General features: G+C 46.1%; 11 protein-coding genes. 9 read left to right on the top strand and 2 right to left on the bottom strand.

Annotated features, from left to right (window positions below; translation table 11 throughout):
* Positions 1 to 549: 549 nt before the first annotated feature.
* The 4 genes from WJM94_RS16280 (at position 550) to WJM94_RS16265 (ending at position 9,039) form a co-directional block, all read left to right on the top strand.
* A complete protein-coding gene (locus WJM94_RS16280; protein WP_444495240.1) occupies positions 550 to 4,326 on the top strand; it encodes a S8 family serine peptidase in 3,777 nt (1,258 codons plus the stop codon).
* 444 nt (positions 4,327 to 4,770) lie between these two features.
* A complete protein-coding gene (locus tag WJM94_RS16275) occupies positions 4,771 to 5,553 on the top strand; it encodes a sulfite exporter TauE/SafE family protein (protein WP_444495239.1) in 783 nt (260 codons plus the stop codon).
* Positions 5,554 to 5,761: 208 nt separating this feature from the next.
* On the top strand, positions 5,762 to 8,134 hold the full coding sequence (locus WJM94_RS16270) for a glycyl radical protein (RefSeq protein WP_444495238.1): 2,373 nt from the start codon (positions 5,762 to 5,764) through the stop codon (positions 8,132 to 8,134).
* Positions 8,134 to 9,039 (top strand): glycyl-radical enzyme activating protein, encoded by a 906-nt coding sequence (locus WJM94_RS16265; RefSeq protein ID WP_444495237.1) that lies wholly within the window; start codon positions 8,134 to 8,136, stop codon positions 9,037 to 9,039. Before WJM94_RS16270 ends, WJM94_RS16265 begins: the two co-directional genes overlap by 1 nt.
* Before the next feature lie 73 nt (positions 9,040 to 9,112).
* Here the strand turns inward: WJM94_RS16265 and WJM94_RS16260 are convergent, their stop codons facing one another.
* Both WJM94_RS16260 and WJM94_RS16255 read right to left on the bottom strand, forming a co-directional pair.
* Positions 9,113 to 9,643, bottom strand: coding sequence for a helix-turn-helix domain-containing protein (locus WJM94_RS16260; protein WP_444495236.1), 531 nt, complete (start codon positions 9,641 to 9,643; stop codon positions 9,113 to 9,115).
* Positions 9,644 to 9,728: 85 nt separating this feature from the next.
* The gene (locus WJM94_RS16255) at positions 9,729 to 10,655 is read right to left on the bottom strand and encodes a LysR family transcriptional regulator (protein ID WP_444495235.1); all 927 of its coding nucleotides are present in this window, start codon (positions 10,653 to 10,655) and stop codon (positions 9,729 to 9,731) included.
* Between the two features lie 316 nt (positions 10,656 to 10,971).
* Between WJM94_RS16255 and WJM94_RS16250 the strand changes: the two genes are divergently transcribed.
* From WJM94_RS16250 to WJM94_RS16230, 5 genes are read left to right on the top strand one after another with little or no spacing between them, the layout of a single operon-like run.
* On the top strand, positions 10,972 to 12,498 hold the full coding sequence (locus WJM94_RS16250; protein WP_444495234.1) for an ABC transporter substrate-binding protein: 1,527 nt from the start codon (positions 10,972 to 10,974) through the stop codon (positions 12,496 to 12,498).
* 50 nt (positions 12,499 to 12,548) lie between these two features.
* The gene (locus tag WJM94_RS16245; RefSeq protein WP_444495233.1) at positions 12,549 to 13,466 is read left to right on the top strand and encodes an ABC transporter permease; all 918 of its coding nucleotides are present in this window, start codon (positions 12,549 to 12,551) and stop codon (positions 13,464 to 13,466) included.
* Between the two features lie 22 nt (positions 13,467 to 13,488).
* Complete coding sequence (locus WJM94_RS16240; RefSeq protein ID WP_444495232.1) at positions 13,489 to 14,385, top strand: ABC transporter permease; 897 nt, start codon at positions 13,489 to 13,491, stop codon at positions 14,383 to 14,385.
* A gap of 12 nt (positions 14,386 to 14,397) precedes the next feature.
* Positions 14,398 to 15,402 (top strand): ABC transporter ATP-binding protein, encoded by a 1,005-nt coding sequence (locus WJM94_RS16235; RefSeq protein WP_444495231.1) that lies wholly within the window; start codon positions 14,398 to 14,400, stop codon positions 15,400 to 15,402.
* A complete protein-coding gene (locus tag WJM94_RS16230; protein WP_444495230.1) occupies positions 15,402 to 16,229 on the top strand; it encodes an ATP-binding cassette domain-containing protein in 828 nt (275 codons plus the stop codon). The genes WJM94_RS16235 and WJM94_RS16230 overlap by 1 nt, the downstream gene beginning before the upstream one ends.
* The last annotated feature ends 61 nt before the right edge of the window (positions 16,230 to 16,290 follow it).

Below are 16,290 nucleotides of genomic sequence, written 5' to 3'. Positions count from 1 at the left end.
AGTGCTATAGAACCACTCCTTTAAAACTCCTCACAATATCGTCTTGTTAATCAAAAATAGAATTAAGCAAATATAAATGAATAATGTAAATATGCGTTTAAAACGCTAATTCTTATTTTTTAACCATTATTACATTTAAAAAGTTGATCTTTATTCAGATGTTTTCCTAATCCAAAGGTTATCTTTGGTGAGTTTATTATGCATAGATAATTATATGGAATGGAAATCTCTAATCTCAATGGATATTATTTCCAGCATGGTTTGATATGTAAAAATCAATTAATTTCAATGGCTTAATGTGTTTATTGTTACGAATTTCAATTTAATCTTCTAAGTGCTCCAAATATTTTTTAAACGCTCAAAAATTAACCACGCCTTCAAGCCTTAAGCGATAAAATCTTACATTCAATTTACCTAAAATAAGTAATATGTTAATAATTTCTCGCTTCATTCGCAGGGTGGGAAGTACTGCGTTTGAAATAAAATGGATTTAGTTCGAAGCCATAAATAAAGGCTCGCGAAAAATAAAATATAGTAATAAGGATATTTATGAGTAGTCGCTTTAAGCGCAGTAAGGTTGCTGTGCATTGTTTAGCGTTATTAGGGGCAAGCATGTCACTTTGCGCGCAAGCCGAAACGGAATTGGCTGCCGTACAAGGTGGGGCAAAAGGGGTTGAATTCACACTGATTACTGGCGACAAAGTCAGTGCTGTCGTGAATAATACTGGTGAACTCGGCGGTATTCGCATGCTGAATACAGAGGGTGTGGAAATTGTTACTTCTGTGTTCAAACGCGGTAATGATACCTACCTAGTGCCACCTAAGGCACAACCTTTTGTTGATTCACACGCCATTGACTTAGAATTGTTTAATATCAATAAGTTATATAAGTCAAATTATGATGATGCGAGCACAGACAATCTCCCGGTAATTATCGAATACACAGATGGAACGCTTGCAGGCGCTGCAGCACCGACAGTGATTGAGGGGACATCATTAACTGGTGAAATCGAATTAATCGACAGTGCAGCATTTGGTATCGCAAAAGATAAAGCCGCGTTGGTGTGGGAGAGTCTGACACAGGACGGACGTATCGAAGGGGTATGGCTTGATGCGGTGATCTACGGTCACAAACAAGCTGTTGGCACCACGTTGACACCAACAGTGCCTTTAACGGGCGCATTGGGTACCGCAGCCAGTGCGTTTAATGGCGAAGGCGTCACCGTAGCGGTATTGGATACTGGCTATGATGTTGAGCACAGTGACTTACAAGGTCAGGTGATTGGCTCAAAAGACTTTTCATTTTCTTCAAACGGTGTTGATGATTTGAATGGCCACGGTACCCACACAGCCTCGACCATCGCTGGTACGGGTGCAGAATCGAATGGGTACTGGGCAGGTATGGCGCCGGGCGCTGATCTTCTGATCGGTAAAGTACTGAGCAACAGCGGTGGTGGTAGTACCTACGGTATTATTAATGGCATGATCTGGGCGGTTGAAAATGGCGCGGATATTGTCAATATGTCACTGGGTGGCTCAGCAACAGCCTGTGAAGGGCCAATGGTCGATGTGGTTGAAGCATTTAGGGATCAAGCCCTGTTTGTTATCTCCGCCGGTAACAGTTATACCCGCGAAACGGTGGGTTCACCTGGTTGTGCGCCAAGTGCGTTGACGGTGGCTGCGTTGGATCGTGACAACCAGACGGCAGTCTTCTCTTCGCGTGGTCCGTCACCGGATGGTCATTCTGTGAAACCAGATATCGGTTCTCAAGGTGTTGATGTAATGGCGGCGGCATCTGGTGGTGTTGGCAGCAACGCATATCGCTCTATGTCGGGTACATCAATGTCGGCACCGCATGTTGCCGGTGGTGCAGCGATTGTCTTGCAGGCTCGTCCTGATCTTTCTCCTGTGCAACTGAAACGTGTTCTGACTTCTTCAGTCTCTGACAATGATGCTCATGTACTCGAGCAAGGCGCTGGCCCAATGGATGTCAACCGCGCAATAACGCAACCTGTTATTGCTGCGCCAAACGTTGAACTGGGTCGCTTTGTCGATGTGGCATCTGCTGTCAGCGTAGAAGCGTATGTGACGCTGACCAACATCAGCGACAGTGATGTAAGCTATAAGCTGAGCATGGATTTGATTGGCGAAGACGGTAAAACGCAATTGCCAGCAACTCTGGCTGGTTTAGGGGTTAAATCAGTAACAGTGCCTGCGAATGGTTCAGTGGATGTGCCTGTGTGGATTGAGCCACAAGTCGCGCTGCGTGATGGCGCGTATGGCACCATTAGCGGACGCATCCACGGCGAGAGTATTGGTCAATCGGATGAGCAAATTACCGTGCCGGTATCGTTCTTTATTCAGCCGCCAGAGGTGGAACTGACATTAAATGCGTACGATAACCGTGGTAAGCCAGCAACCAGTATCTCTAAAGCTTATATCATCAGTGAAGAAGATGATTGGGGTCGTGCACTTTCCTTTACCAATGGTCAAGCCAGCATCAGCGTACCACAGGGTAACTACAGTGTTATTTCACACATTGTAACTTACGACAATGACTCTGATTTTGGTGGATTGCCTGAGTCTGCGGCGCAGATGGCGTACCTTGACCACAAAGTCACTTCAGATACGGTACTTACTTTTGATGCCGGTATGGCAGAAAAAGTGGAGTTTAAAGCCGATAAGCCAATTGATACCCAGGGCTTCTCGTTTGGTTTCACCTACGCACTGGACGACAATAAAGTAGCGAAGCTTGCTGCGATTGATTTGATGCCGGATTATGTGGAAAACATGTATCTGTGGTCACAAGGTCACGACGACCGTTTCCGTTCATTTGTGTCTACTCATGCAACGGCACCTGAAACTGTGTTAAGCATGGAAAATGGCCAGCAGCTACATGCTGTTGCACAAGGCCTTGCGGTGGGTTTTGATGGAGAAGGAAGCGCTGAGGTTGTACCTGTTGGTGACGCAGCTTATAACACCGATTGGAGCCAGTTTGATTTGGCCGGTAAAATTGCCTTGATCCAGAACCCTTACTATGCCACGAACTACATGGTGAAAAATGCGATGAATCAAGGCGCAATTGGCGTGCTTTTCTACCGTCCTGGCACTCATGGTCGTTATAAAACTGCCTTTACTGGTATTCCGACTAAGCCAGTGGTTGGTTTAAGTGCGGAAGAAGGTGAAATGCTGTTTGCAGAAATCCAAAGTGGTCGCAACAAGATTAGCTGGTCGGGTACTGCGGTTGACAAAACACCTTACACCTACCAGTTACATCACATCACAGATGGTCACAACAAAGGTGGCTTAATTCGAGTGCATGACAAAGACATGTATCACATCAGTGCAGCTTATCACGCACAAGGGGAAGAGATTCCAGTGTTCCGTGACATGATGGCGCAAACCAACAGCACCGGTGAATTCTATTCGACAGGCAGTCCGCAAATGTTAATTGCACCGGTTGTACGTGACGAATACTACACCGCAACCAGCAAAAACACCTGGACTAACATTGTCATGCCGGCCAGCCGCATTCAAGCGGGAGGCGCGTATTTTGACGGCCCACGAATTATGCCTGCTGGTGAGAAAGAAGAGACAACCTGGCTGAAAGGACCAAAAGGTGCAAGCTTGAATACCAGCTCTCATTCCGTTGGTTACCGTGATACGAATTTGATCAGCTGGAACTTCCCACAGTTTGGTGATTCGTCAGGTCACGATGCCATTGCCGGTTTTAATGGTAGCTCAGCTTATGGTTTGTGGGTGAATGGTGAGAGTACCTACATGAACTCAGGCACTTTAACCATGCCGGTTGAAAGTGCCGAAGTTCGCCTTGAACTGCGTAATTATAACCTCGGTGTGGCGGAACGTTCACCGATTGGCGATAAGCTGGGTTCGTTCTATCAGGGTATCTTTACCTTTATGACTGATCAAAGCATGCAAGGTGCACAGCCTATTTTGGTGCCGCAAATTGATGTGCCTGTAGATATGCACAACAGTCATGCAGCGGGCGAGCCTGCAAAGGTTGTTCTATCGGGTGCAATGGACAGTAGTGACGATGTCAACCTGGCAGAAGTGACCTTGCAATACGCTTATGGTCAGGAATGTTTGCTGAGCTATGTGTTTGCCTACTCATACTGCCCGGTTTACAACAAACTGAATGAATCAGATTGGGTTGACGCAGAAGTGGCTTATGAAGATGGTCAGTGGGTTGCTACCGTGCCAAATGATGCTGAAGCCGGTGAATTTGTTCACTTACGTGTCGTGATGAGCGACGAAGGAGCAAGCTCAGCGCAAGTTACAACCATGCGTGCATACATGCTGAAATAACGCTTGTTTATAAGGCCACCAGTGTCGCTCATTGGCACTGTGAGGTTTTCAATAAAGCAATAAAAAGCCCCGAAAGGGGCTTTTTGTTGAGTCTAAGCCTGATATTTACTCGCTCTATCATACTGATTACTCGCTTTTTTAGTCACTACGAGTGAATGGTATTTAACTCAACAGCTTCCCCAAACTCTCACTATTCAATGACAAAACCTCACATCATTAAAGGTGCTGTTTATCTGCTACTGAGTCATTCAGGCAAGCGTTCTATTTTAGATAACAGTTTATTGCTTAATTGATAATTGTCGTATGTGGCGACTCGCCATAAGCTACTTCAGCACGATAAGTCGAATATAAGTAAACAGAGTACGCTGAATGGCTTTAGCGCTTTCTGGCCTCTGAAAGGAGTCGTTGCTATTTCGCTGATATTTATCAATTAGGATGATTTAGATGTATCTATTAATGTATTTATTGCTTGGCACTTGTTCCGGTGTTCTGGCGGGATTATTTGGTATCGGCGGTGGGATAATCATCGTCCCTGTATTGGTATTCAGTTTTACGGCTCAGGGGATACCTCCTGAAGTTTTGACGCATTTAGCCGTTGGAACATCGCTATCTGTCATTTTGTTTACCTCTGTAAATTCAGTATTAGCCCATCATAAAAAAGGCGCCGTCAACTGGACAATTGTGCGCTGGCTGAGCGTAGGTATCATCGTCGGAAGTGCTGCTGGTGGCGTGACCGCGTCTCTCATTCCAGGTGCTTACTTACAACAAATTATTGGTGTATTTGCCGTCGTAATGGCATTGCAAATGTGGTTTGGCTGGAAGCCTAAAAAAACAGCCTCGGCGTTGAAAAAGTCTGTGCTATCAGTCGCTGGCGTGGTTATTGGTTGGGCTTCAGCTATTTTTGGTGTTGGCGGTGGTTCATTAATGGTGCCTTTTCTCTCATGGAATAATGTCGAGATGAGAAACGCAGTGGCGATTTCTGCGGCATGTGGAATGCCCATTGCTTTTTCGGGAACCTGCTCATTTATTATGATTGGATCGGGGCTGGTTGAGCTGCCGGAGTATAGCCTCGGTTACATCTACCTACCGGCGCTGGCAGGCATCGCTATAACCAGCATGTGGAGTGCAAGAATCGGAGCAAAATTAGCACATCGACTCGATCCGGAATTACTTAAGAAGTTGTTCTCTATGCTGCTTTTGGGAGTTGGGGTTAATTTTCTTGTTTAACGTTGGTTGACCAAGAATTCATCTGTTTGTCCAGCTGACAGGCTTGTGAATATGCTATTTCGCTTCATTGGGCAAAGGTTTGGATATCTGGTTCACCATAAAAGTGTTGGTTAACTTTTAAAACCACACAGTTGACATGGATAATTTTTTGCTTTAAAAATTATTTTGTGCGTAATAGCGCACAAGGAATTGTTGCAGGAGTCTGAATATGGAAGTTACAGAGCGCATTGAGCGGTTACGGCTAAATTATGTTAATTCAAAACCTTCAGTTTGTTATGAGCGAGCGAAGATCTATACCGAATCGCATAAACGAACGGAAGGTCAGCCAGTTATTCTGCGCAGAGCTCAGGCATTTTCTGATTTCTGTAGCGAATTTGATGTCAAAATCTTTTCAGATGAACTGATTGTCGGCACGGCGGGTAAGTTTCGTCGCACCGGGATCCTGACTCCCGAGTATTCCTGGCGCTGGGTTGATAAGGAGATGGATACCTTTGCCACCCGTCCTCAGGACCCATATCAGATGACTGACGAACAGCGTAGTGTGGTTCGGTCTGATATCTTCCCATACTGGCAGGGCAAATCCCTCGAAGAGCATTTTCTCTCTTTACTTCCTAAAGATACCGCCAGAATTGCTGTAGATACCGGCATTATCGATAACGACTCAAAATGGCGTCAGGCGGTTGGCGAAATCACCCCTGATTATGAAGGCTTGTTATTCAAAGTGGGCTATCGCGGAATATTGCAACAGGCTGAAGAGAAACTGGCTGAGCTGGATTATCTGAGCGATGAGAACATCGATAAGATTAATTTTTACAAGGCGACGGTTTTAACTGCGAAGGCGATCATTACTCTCGCTGGCCGGTATGCGGATCTGGCTGAGAAGATGGCGGAAGAAGAGACTGATAGCCAGCGTCAGGCTGAATTAATCGAGATTGCCCGGGTTTGTAAGCGGGTACCGGAACATCCACCGGAAACGTTTCATGAGGCAATTCAATTTGTCTGGTTTGTACAACTGGGTGGCATTATCACGGAAAACCCGTTAGCTCTGAACCCGGGCCGTTTCGATCAGTTCATGTATCCTTATTATAAAGCGGATATTGAGGCTGGTCGTCTGGATAAGCCGGCAGCGAAAGAGCTGATCCACGCGATATGGCTGAAATTCTCTGAGTGGGTCTGGACCATTTCCGAAAATACCACCGGATATTTTGCCGGATATAACCAGTTCCAGAACCTGACGGTCGGCGGTAGAAAGCGTGATGGTTCAGACGCGACCAACGAACTGACTTATATGTGCCTGGAGGCGACGGATGAAGTTCGCACCCACCAGCCCGGGCTGAGTGTGCGGGTACATTCTGATTGTCCGCCTGAGTTTCTGTATGCGGTAACGGATTTGGTCAGCAAGGGCACAGGCTTCCCGGCTATTCACAATGATCAGGCCGGCACGCAAATGCTGTTGCAGGCTGGATATGAACCTGAAGATGCCAGAGACTGGAATAACTGTGGTTGTGTGGTGCCTCACTTCCGTAAAACCGGTCAGTGGACTTCTGCGGTAAACGTGAACTTTGCCGCTGCGATGGAATATGCGCTGAATCAGGGTAAAAGCCGCCTTACCGGCGAAAAGCGGGGACTGGACGCTAAGCCTGTGCAGGAATACACCTCTTATCAGGAAGTTCAGGATGCGGCTTTTGAACAGGTCGGAAACCTGATTTATCACTCTGTTGTGGCAACAATTGTGGCGCAAAAGCTTCACTCACAAATGGTACCAAGGCCATTTCTTTCTACCTGCATTGAAGAGTGTATGGAAAGTGGTTCCGATCTGTCACAGGGTGGAGCGAAGTATAATGTCGGCCCTGTGTTAACGGGAATTGGTTTGGCTGTGGTTGCGAACTCACTGGCCGTGATCAAAAAATTGGTTTTTGAAGAGCAGATAACCACTCTGGCTGAGCTGGACGCTGCAATGAATGCGGACTGGGAAGGCTATGAAAGCCTGAGAGCCAAAGCACTGGATGTTGTGAAATACGGCAATGATGATGATTATGTTGACTCGATAGCCCGGGATTTAGCGAACTATTATTACCGTACGACCCGTTCATACAAAGATATCTTCGGTTCGAACTTCAATTCGGCGTTTATGGGGATTTCTAACTATATCCCGACCGGCAGAATTGTGGGAGCAACACCGTGTGGACGCAAGGCGACAAAACCGATCACTGAAGGGGTATCGCCTTATGCTGGTAGCGATGTCAGCAGCCCGCTTGCCGCGATGCGTTCCAGCGCCAAAATGAATCATGATGTGCATACCGGCGGGACTTTGCTGAACCTTCGTTTGAGTGAGGATCTGGTGAGCACGCCGAAAGGGAAAAGAGATCTGGGCAATATTATTCGTGCCTATTTTTCTCTTGGTGCGTTTCATGTGCAGTTTAATACTTTGTCTACAGAAGTATTGCGTAAAGCTCAGGCGAACCCTGACGAATATAAAGATCTGCTGGTGCGTGTGGCTGGTTACAGTACGCAATTTGTTAATCTTTCTCCGGAAATGCAGGAAGCGATTATTGCCCGCTCAGCGCACGGAGCCATGTAATGGGTGAAAAGGGGGCAAGCGGCGTTGTAATTCAAATGCAGGATTACTCCATCCATGACGGGGATGGCGTAAGAACGACCATTTTTCTCGCCGGTTGTAGTCTCAGGTGCCAATGGTGCGCGAATCCGGAAAGCTGGACGCTGAAGTCCAAACTCGCCTTTTATGCGCATAAATGTGTCCAGTGTCACCAGTGTGAGCAGGTGTGCCCGCAGGAGGTAAAGCCATCCGGTGAAAGTTTTAATCTGGATGACTGCACTCTATGCGGGGCATGTGTTTCTGCATGCCCGGAAAAAGCGCTGGAGATTGCCTGTTCAGATACAGACGCTGAAACTGTCATGCAGAAGATCCGCCGTGATGAGCTGTTTTTCCGCCATACAGGTGGCGGAGTTACTTTTTCTGGTGGTGAGCCGTTTTTGCAGCACCAGTTTCTCAGGCGATTAATGGGAGAATGCGACCAGCTTGGGGTTTCTGTCTGGGTCGAAACCTGTGGATTCTTTAGCTGGAATCAGTGCCAGGATTTAATGCCGTATATTGAGCATATATTCTTAGACATCAAACATATGGATGAGACGGTTCATCAGCAGGTGACTGGGCAGAGTAACCGAACCATTCTGGATAATGCGCGGAAAATCTATCAGCACGGAGTTCCGATAACTATTCGGGTGCCACTGATTGCCGAGGTGAACCTGAATCAGGATAACCTGCGTGCAACGGCTGAGTTCATCTGTACTCACCTGAGCGGTAGCAGTATCGAATTACTGCCTTATCATGAATTAGGTAAGGCCAAATACACCGCTTTCCGAATGGAAGAAAGCTTCCACTCGTTTACGACACCGACGCCGGAGCAGATTGAGCAGGCGTATCAGATTTTCTCCGATTACCAGATCCAGCGCTATACCGGTTGAGAACGAAGTTAAGAAACAGGTTTGATCAGCAGATGAGTTCCATGGGTTCATGCAAATCTGCGTTCAATACACTCTAATAACTCACAATATTCTGAAATACGACGGTTTCAGTCACGGCTTTGTAGCCATGGGTCTGGTCGGCATAGAGTCTAAGCCTGTCACCTTTTGCAATCTTCTCCCAGCAACCACTACTCAGCACTTCCATTTCTCCCTCATGGACAATAATCGTTTCAATGACGCCATGAGCGTGAGGCCCAGACATCTGACAATGGTGGTTAGTCAGGGTGATTTCATGAATCTCGTAGTTGACCGAGGGACTGTAAGGGACGATGGATTTCACCTGCATATTGGGATCATTTGGAAAATGCTGATCGTCACCTGGCGCTGGAGTCTGACCGAAAAACGCCGAGAATGAAGTGTCTAATCCTGAAGCTATCTGCCACAGTTTATCTATCGTCGGGCTCGATTCTTCGCGCTCTATCTGTCCCAGCATCGCTTTGGATACGCCGGTCAGCTTGGCGACCGCGTCCAGACTCAGTTGGCGTTGCTTTCGGATCTCTTTTAAGTGAGACGCGATGCCTGGTTTAAACTGTTTTTCTTCCATGATTGATACCGATAGTTACCTTTTGTTATTAATTAAAACGATTAAATGAACCCTAGAATTGTTTGGTACCCGTGAAGCTGCACCATCACTGATTCGTATTCGATTCTGGCTCAAGTTGGGAAATCAGGTGATTCACAAATGACTGTACCGCTTTAGGGAGAGTTCTACCGGCAAGAACTTGAACTTCTATATTGCGTAAACCCATTATCTTGTCAGAGATAGGTATGGCTTTAACCAATCCTTTGTTCACTAATTGTCTTACTGAAATTTCACCAGATAAAGAGACGCCAGACCCGCAGAGCGCAAATTGATTTAATGCTGACATGTAAGAGCTCACTAGTGCTGGCTCATAGGTTAATTGCTGCTGACTGACACAGATATCGAATAGCTGACGTAAGGTCGTATTTGGATAGGGAATGGCAATCGGGTTTGCTAATAGCTCGGAAAGACGGACGCGTTTTTTCTTCGCAATCGGATGGTCAGGGTGAACAATCGCAAGTATCGGTGCGGGTTGAATATGAACGACATGAATATCCGGGGTAGGGTTAAGACTGAACGCCATACCAACATCTGCATCACCGGCCCGAATCGCATCGGATACATCTTTTGGGGGGTAGACATCTAACTTAAATTGAATTCCGGGAAACTGCTGTCGGTAGACTCCAATGACGTTAGGAAGAAATTCCATTGCAAACCCTTCGGTAGTTGCAATAGTAACTTGTCCTTTTTGTAATCCTTCCAATGAATCAATTTCACTGAGTACTCTATCTGTCTCGAGCATTATTTTTTGAGCATAAGCAGTGAGACGTTCGCCCGCAGCGCTCAGAATCATTCCTCTCGGACGTCGCTCAAAGAGAGGGGTATCTAAATGATCTTCTAAGCTGGCTATTTGCCTACTTATGGCGCTTGTTGCCACATTTAGGTGCGTTGATGCTTCACTAATAGACCCGTATCTGGCCACTTCGAGAAAGTACCGAAGGGCTGGAGCAGTGAGTTGATGGATAGCAGCCATATTTTTCCCTCTAAGAAAATAAAACCGTTTTTTGGTTAACTCTCTCGTTGCAAGAGCTTTGCCAAAACGGCATCAGTTGGTTGCTAAATCTCTAATTGTGGCAACTAAAAGCTTTCACTAGTATCGATTTGAAGGTTGAGAATATGGAGTGACTCCTCGTGGACTAGAGGAGCCTTTGGAAGGAGTAAAAACGAGTTTTTTGACACAAATAAAACGCCAGTTTTTGAGGTGTAAAAACCGGAACGAAAATTGCGTTACTGTGAAATAGATAATTCCACAAATTTATTGGGTTTAAATTAAGTATAAGGATGTGCTTATGTTACTAACTAAAAGATTACTACCTGTTTCGATTGCCGCTGTATTAGCGTTTGGTTCGCAAAGTGCGCTGGCGAATAAGTCGGACGATACACTTGTATATGCATCTAATAGTTGGCCAGAAAACGTCAGTCCATATCACAACAACCTACGCGAAGGCGTCATTCTTAGTAACCTCGCATGGGATACGTTGATTTATCGTGATCCAACAACAGGTGATTACCTTCCTATGTTGGCAACAGACTGGGAATGGAAAGATTCAACTCACTTAGTTTTTAATCTGCGTAAAGGCGTGAAATTCCAGAATGGTGATGATTTTACTGCTGACGATGTTGCCTTTACTTTTAATTTTGGCTTAACACCAGAGTCAAAAGTGGTGACACTGCAAAATATTAACTGGATTAAACAAGTTAATAAAATTGATGACTATGCTGTAGAGTTTGAATTGAAACAGCCCTTCCCAGCAGCATTAGAATACCTCTCAGGTCCTCTTCCTATTTATCCGGAAAAATACTTTAACGAAGTGGGTTTAATCGGGTTCAATAAAGCGCCTATCGGCACTGGTCCTTATCAAATCACGAAAGTGGTCAGTGGCGAATCGGTTGAAATGAAGCTTAACCCTAATTATTTCAAAGAAAGTCCTATCCAAAAGCCAACTATCGGCAATATCAAATTCGTCCTTATTCCTGACGCTGATACACAACTTGCTCAGCTCATGACTGGTCAGGTGGATTGGATTTGGCGCGTTCCTTCAGACCAGGCCGAGCAATTGAAAGCAATGCCTAACCTTAGTGTCTTAAGCAGCGAAACCATGCGCGTGGGATATCTTCAACTAAACAGTCTGGGTACCGACTCTGAAAATTCACCATTTAAGAATTTGAAAGTCCGTGAAGCAGTGAACTATGCAATCAACCGTGAAGGTTTAGCGCATGAATTAGTACGAGGCGGAAGCCGACCACTGTATACACCGTGTTTCCCGGATCAGTTTGGTTGTGATGTTTCGGCAGCTAAGAAATATGAATATGACCCAGCTAAAGCAAAAGCGCTATTGGCTGAGGCGGGTTACCCAGATGGTATCGATACCGATATTTATGCATACCGTGACAGAGAGTTCGCAGAAGCGGTGATTGGTGACTTACGTAAAGTAGGCATTAAAGCGAAGCTTCATTACATGAATTATGCTGCTCTGCGTGACGCGTTGCGTTCTGGCAAAGTGCCAATGGCATTCCAGGCATGGGGCTCGTACTCCATCAATGATGCCTCTGCGATTATCAGTGTTTACTTCAAAGGTGGTGCTGATGATGGCGACAAAGATGAGCAAGTAAAAGAATGGCTGGATACTGCTGATACTTCGGTCGATCCAGAACAACGTAAAGAATTTTATAAGAAAGCAATATCCAAAATTACCAATAACGCTTACTGGGCTCCAATGTTTTCTTACACCAGTAACTATGCGTTTACGTCGGATCTGAACTTTACCGCTTATCCAGATGAACTACCTCGTTTTTGGGAAGCTAGCTGGAAGTAATCGAGACAGTTTGACGAAGTAATTTAATGATGTAACAAGGGAGGTTCATCATGTTGGGATATTGTGTACGTCGCTTTTTAATGGCTATCAGTGTGGCGCTAACGGTGTCGGTCATTTGCTTCATGTTGCTGCATTTGTCTGGTGACCTTGCCACTGCTATAGCCGGACCTGAGGCAACATCCGATCAAATTGAACAAATACGCGTTCAGTTCGGTTTGGATCAGCCAATTGCCCTGCAATATATACATTGGTTATGGGGTGCATTGCATCTTGATTTTGGTGAATCTTACTACTTTACCGAATCAGTTATGTCGTTGATCGGTGAAAGGCTACCAGTGACATTAACATTGGGTGCGATTGCTCTGAGCGTAGCAACGTTGGTGGCTATTCCGCTCGGTGTTGTTGCTGCTATTAAACAAGATACCTGGATAGACAGACTTGCATTAATGATTGCGGTCTTTGGTCAGGCGATGCCGAGTTTCTTCTTTGGCTTAGTGCTCATCATTATCTTCGCTGTAAACCTACATTGGTTACCAGCTGGTGGGACAGGCACATGGCAGCACTTTATCTTACCGGCGATAGCGCTTGGCTATTATGCCACCCCTTCCATCATGCGTTTAACACGCACAGGTATGCTCGAAGTTTTAGGTTCGGATTACATACGTACCGCTCGCTCAAAAGGGATTAGTGAAACTCGAGTGGTTGTAAAGCACGCATTACGTAATGCAGTTATTCCAGTCGTCGCGCTTCTGGCGGTAGAGCTTGGCTTTATGCTCGGTGGGTCAATCGTTATTGAATCGGTATTTGCACTAAGAGGACTTGGTCAGCTTGCGTGGGATTCGATTGCACGTAATGACTATCCTGTAGTTCAGGCCGTCGTTCTGTTGATTGCCGTGTTTTATATCGTACTGACGTTCCTTGCTGATTTGTTGAACGCCATGCTTGATCCAAAATTACGCTTTGCTTAACAAGGAGGTTAAGGTGAGTACTATGACATTAACATCATCTATGAATTCATCGTTACCGGAAGTTCCGATGTGGCGAAAAAGTTTAAATAAACTACTTGGTCACCACAGTTTAGCTATCGGTACGGGTGTGATCCTGGTAATTGTTCTGGCCGCTATTTTTGCTCCATTGCTGGCTCCTCATGACCCTTATGCTCAGGATGTGACACAGCGAATGATCCCGCCAGTCTGGCATGACAAAGGCAGTTGGGACCACATTTTGGGAACAGACAAGCTAGGCCGTGATTACTTCAGCCGTCTTCTGTTTGGTGCCAGAATTTCCCTGACGATTGGTTTGGCTGCTGCGGCGATATCTGGACTAATAGGAACGGTACTTGGTGTTCTGGCCGGATACTTTGGTGGTCGCACTGACGCTGTGATTAGTTACCTGATTACTACTCGTTTGGCGATGCCGGTAATATTGGTCGCACTCGCCATGTCATCTCTGGTCGGGGGATCATTGCAGGTCGTGATTATATTGCTTGGTGTTCTACTGTGGGACCGTTTTGCGGTGGTTGCCAGGGCGACAACACAGCAATTGAGGGACGCTGAATTTATTGCCTCCGCAAAAGTCTTGGGCGCATCAACACCGTATATCTTAGCGAAAGAACTGCTTCCTAATATTCTGAGCCCTTTAATTGTGGTTGCGACTTTGGAAATGGCGCATGCCATCCTACTTGAAGCAACACTGTCGTTCCTTGGACTGGGTGTACAACCTCCTTTACCGTCTTGGGGACTGATGGTCGCAGAAGGAAAGGCATACATGTTCTTCCAGCCTTGGGTGATAGCTATTCCTGGTATTGCTCTGATGATTCTGGTGTTAGCCATTAACTTGGTTGGTGATGGCCTGAGAGACCTTAATGCACCACAAAACCGTAGCTAAGGGAGAAAAACGATGAATCCAGTTTTAAACGTAAAAGGACTTAAAGTTACTCTGCCAACAGCAAACGGTGACTTGAACGCTGTCCGAGGCATTGATCTGAAGGTAAACAAAGGTGAAATGTTATGTATTGTGGGTGAGTCAGGGTGTGGTAAATCCATGACCTCTATGGCACTGATGGATTTATTACCCAAGCGCGCAAAGTGTACCGCTGATAAATTGGTATTCGCTGGTGAGGATTTGCTGGCAATGCCGAAGAAGAAGAGGGATACCTTGCGTGGGTTACGCTTATCGATGATTTTCCAAGAGCCGATGACGTCACTGAATCCTTCTTACAAATTGGGTGATCAATTGTGTGAAGGCATCATTGCCCATAAGAAAGTGACGAAGGAGCAAGCTCGAAAACGTGCGATTTACCTGTTGGAGCGTGCCGGTGTTCCAATGCCAGAAGAGCGATTAAATCAGTATCCACACCAGCTTTCCGGTGGTTTACGTCAAAGGGTAATGATCGCGATGGCACTGATGTGTGAACCGGACCTGATCATTGCCGATGAACCAACGACGGCTTTGGATGTAACCATTCAGGCACAGATTCTTAAGTTGATAAGAGAACTGCAACAAGAGTTTGGTACGGCGGTAATTTTCATTACTCACGACCTTGGGGTGGTCGCACGTATTGCTGACCGAGTTGCGGTTATGTATGCGGGACAGGTTGTAGAAACCGCATCAACAAAAGACATCTTTACCGCCCCTAAACATCCTTATACTCAAGGACTGATTAACTGTATCCCAATCCCGGGCAAGACAAAACCCGGTGACACTCTCTCAACGATTCAGGGAGTGGTACCAAGCTTAATCGGCAAGACCACAGGCTGTGCATTTGCGAACCGTTGTTCTCACGCTGTTTCTGCTTGTACTGCAGTCGATCTTTCATTAACGCCGGCTTCAGGTGAACATCTGGTTCGCTGTTTCCTGCACTCTGACACCACAAATCAAATTGAGATCAAGGAGGCATCATAATGGATTATGCTCTTGAACTATGTAGCCTAACGCGCCATTTCGATATTAAGAAAGGCATGTGGAAAGAGAAAACTCGCTTTACCGCAGTAGATAAAGTTTCTTTACGGGTTAAACCGGGTGAAGTGGTGGGTCTGGTCGGTGAGTCCGGATGCGGGAAAAGTACACTCGCCAAGATGATTCTGGGTCTGCTTCCTCCGAGTGACGGGGATGTCCTTATTGAAGATAAAGAGATTGATCTGAACGACAGATTTGCACTGGCAAAAGTGATTCAGCCCGTGTTCCAGGACCCGTACTCTTCACTTAATCCACGCAAAAAGATTTGCGATATTATCCGCCTTCCATTGCAATTGCATAAGATAGGCACTCCCGCAGAGCAAGAAGACGAAGTACGTAGAATTGCTCAGCGTGTCGGGTTACCTGAACGTTTGCTGGATCAGTATCCTGGTCAACTTTCAGGCGGGCAACGTCAGCGGGTTGCGATAGCACGTGCTTTGATTCTCAAGCCAAAGATCCTGATTTGTGATGAACCGACCTCAGCATTGGACGTATCGGTTCAGGCTCAGATATTAAACCTACTGTTGGAACTTAAGCGCGATCTTGGTCTTACCTATTTATTTATCAGCCACAACCTGGCAGTAGTCGAACATTTGGCAGACCGAGTCATGGTGATGTATCGCGGCCAGGTTGTTGAAGAGGGAAGCTGTGAGCAGATTTTCCATCAACCACAGCACCCTTATACTCAGGCATTGCTGGCGTCAATTTTGACCCCCGACCCAGATCTGGGTCTACCGGATATAGACACAGGTAGTTGGCAGGAAGCCAGCTAACCAAAACACCTACGTATTAACGTTACTGTTTTTAAAACGCCTCATTGAGAAAGGTGGGGCG

It is taken from the genome of Vibrio sp. YIC-376 (assembly GCF_052353105.1).
In the GTDB taxonomy this organism is placed as follows: Bacteria; Pseudomonadota; Gammaproteobacteria; order Enterobacterales; family Vibrionaceae; genus Vibrio.
The sequence above is the reverse complement of the archived record's forward strand: the minus strand, read 5'-3'. Positions and strand labels throughout refer to the sequence as shown.

Bases quoted from the DNA above. Each gene is read 5' to 3' on its own strand.
- WJM94_RS16280 (WP_444495240.1), top strand. From the start codon at position 550: ATGAGTAGTCGCTTTAAGCGCAGTAAGGTTGCTGTGCATTGTTTAGCG.
- WJM94_RS16275 (WP_444495239.1), top strand. From the start codon at position 4,771: ATGTATCTATTAATGTATTTATTGCTTGGCACTTGTTCCGGTGTTCTG.
- WJM94_RS16270 (WP_444495238.1), top strand. From the start codon at position 5,762: ATGGAAGTTACAGAGCGCATTGAGCGGTTACGGCTAAATTATGTTAAT.
- WJM94_RS16265 (WP_444495237.1), top strand. From the start codon at position 8,134: ATGGGTGAAAAGGGGGCAAGCGGCGTTGTAATTCAAATGCAGGATTAC.
- WJM94_RS16260 (WP_444495236.1), bottom strand. From the start codon at position 9,643: ATGGAAGAAAAACAGTTTAAACCAGGCATCGCGTCTCACTTAAAAGAG.
- WJM94_RS16255 (WP_444495235.1), bottom strand. From the start codon at position 10,655: ATGGCTGCTATCCATCAACTCACTGCTCCAGCCCTTCGGTACTTTCTC.
- WJM94_RS16250 (WP_444495234.1), top strand. From the start codon at position 10,972: ATGTTACTAACTAAAAGATTACTACCTGTTTCGATTGCCGCTGTATTA.
- WJM94_RS16245 (WP_444495233.1), top strand. From the start codon at position 12,549: ATGTTGGGATATTGTGTACGTCGCTTTTTAATGGCTATCAGTGTGGCG.
- WJM94_RS16240 (WP_444495232.1), top strand. From the start codon at position 13,489: ATGACATTAACATCATCTATGAATTCATCGTTACCGGAAGTTCCGATG.
- WJM94_RS16235 (WP_444495231.1), top strand. From the start codon at position 14,398: ATGAATCCAGTTTTAAACGTAAAAGGACTTAAAGTTACTCTGCCAACA.
- WJM94_RS16230 (WP_444495230.1), top strand. From the start codon at position 15,402: ATGGATTATGCTCTTGAACTATGTAGCCTAACGCGCCATTTCGATATT.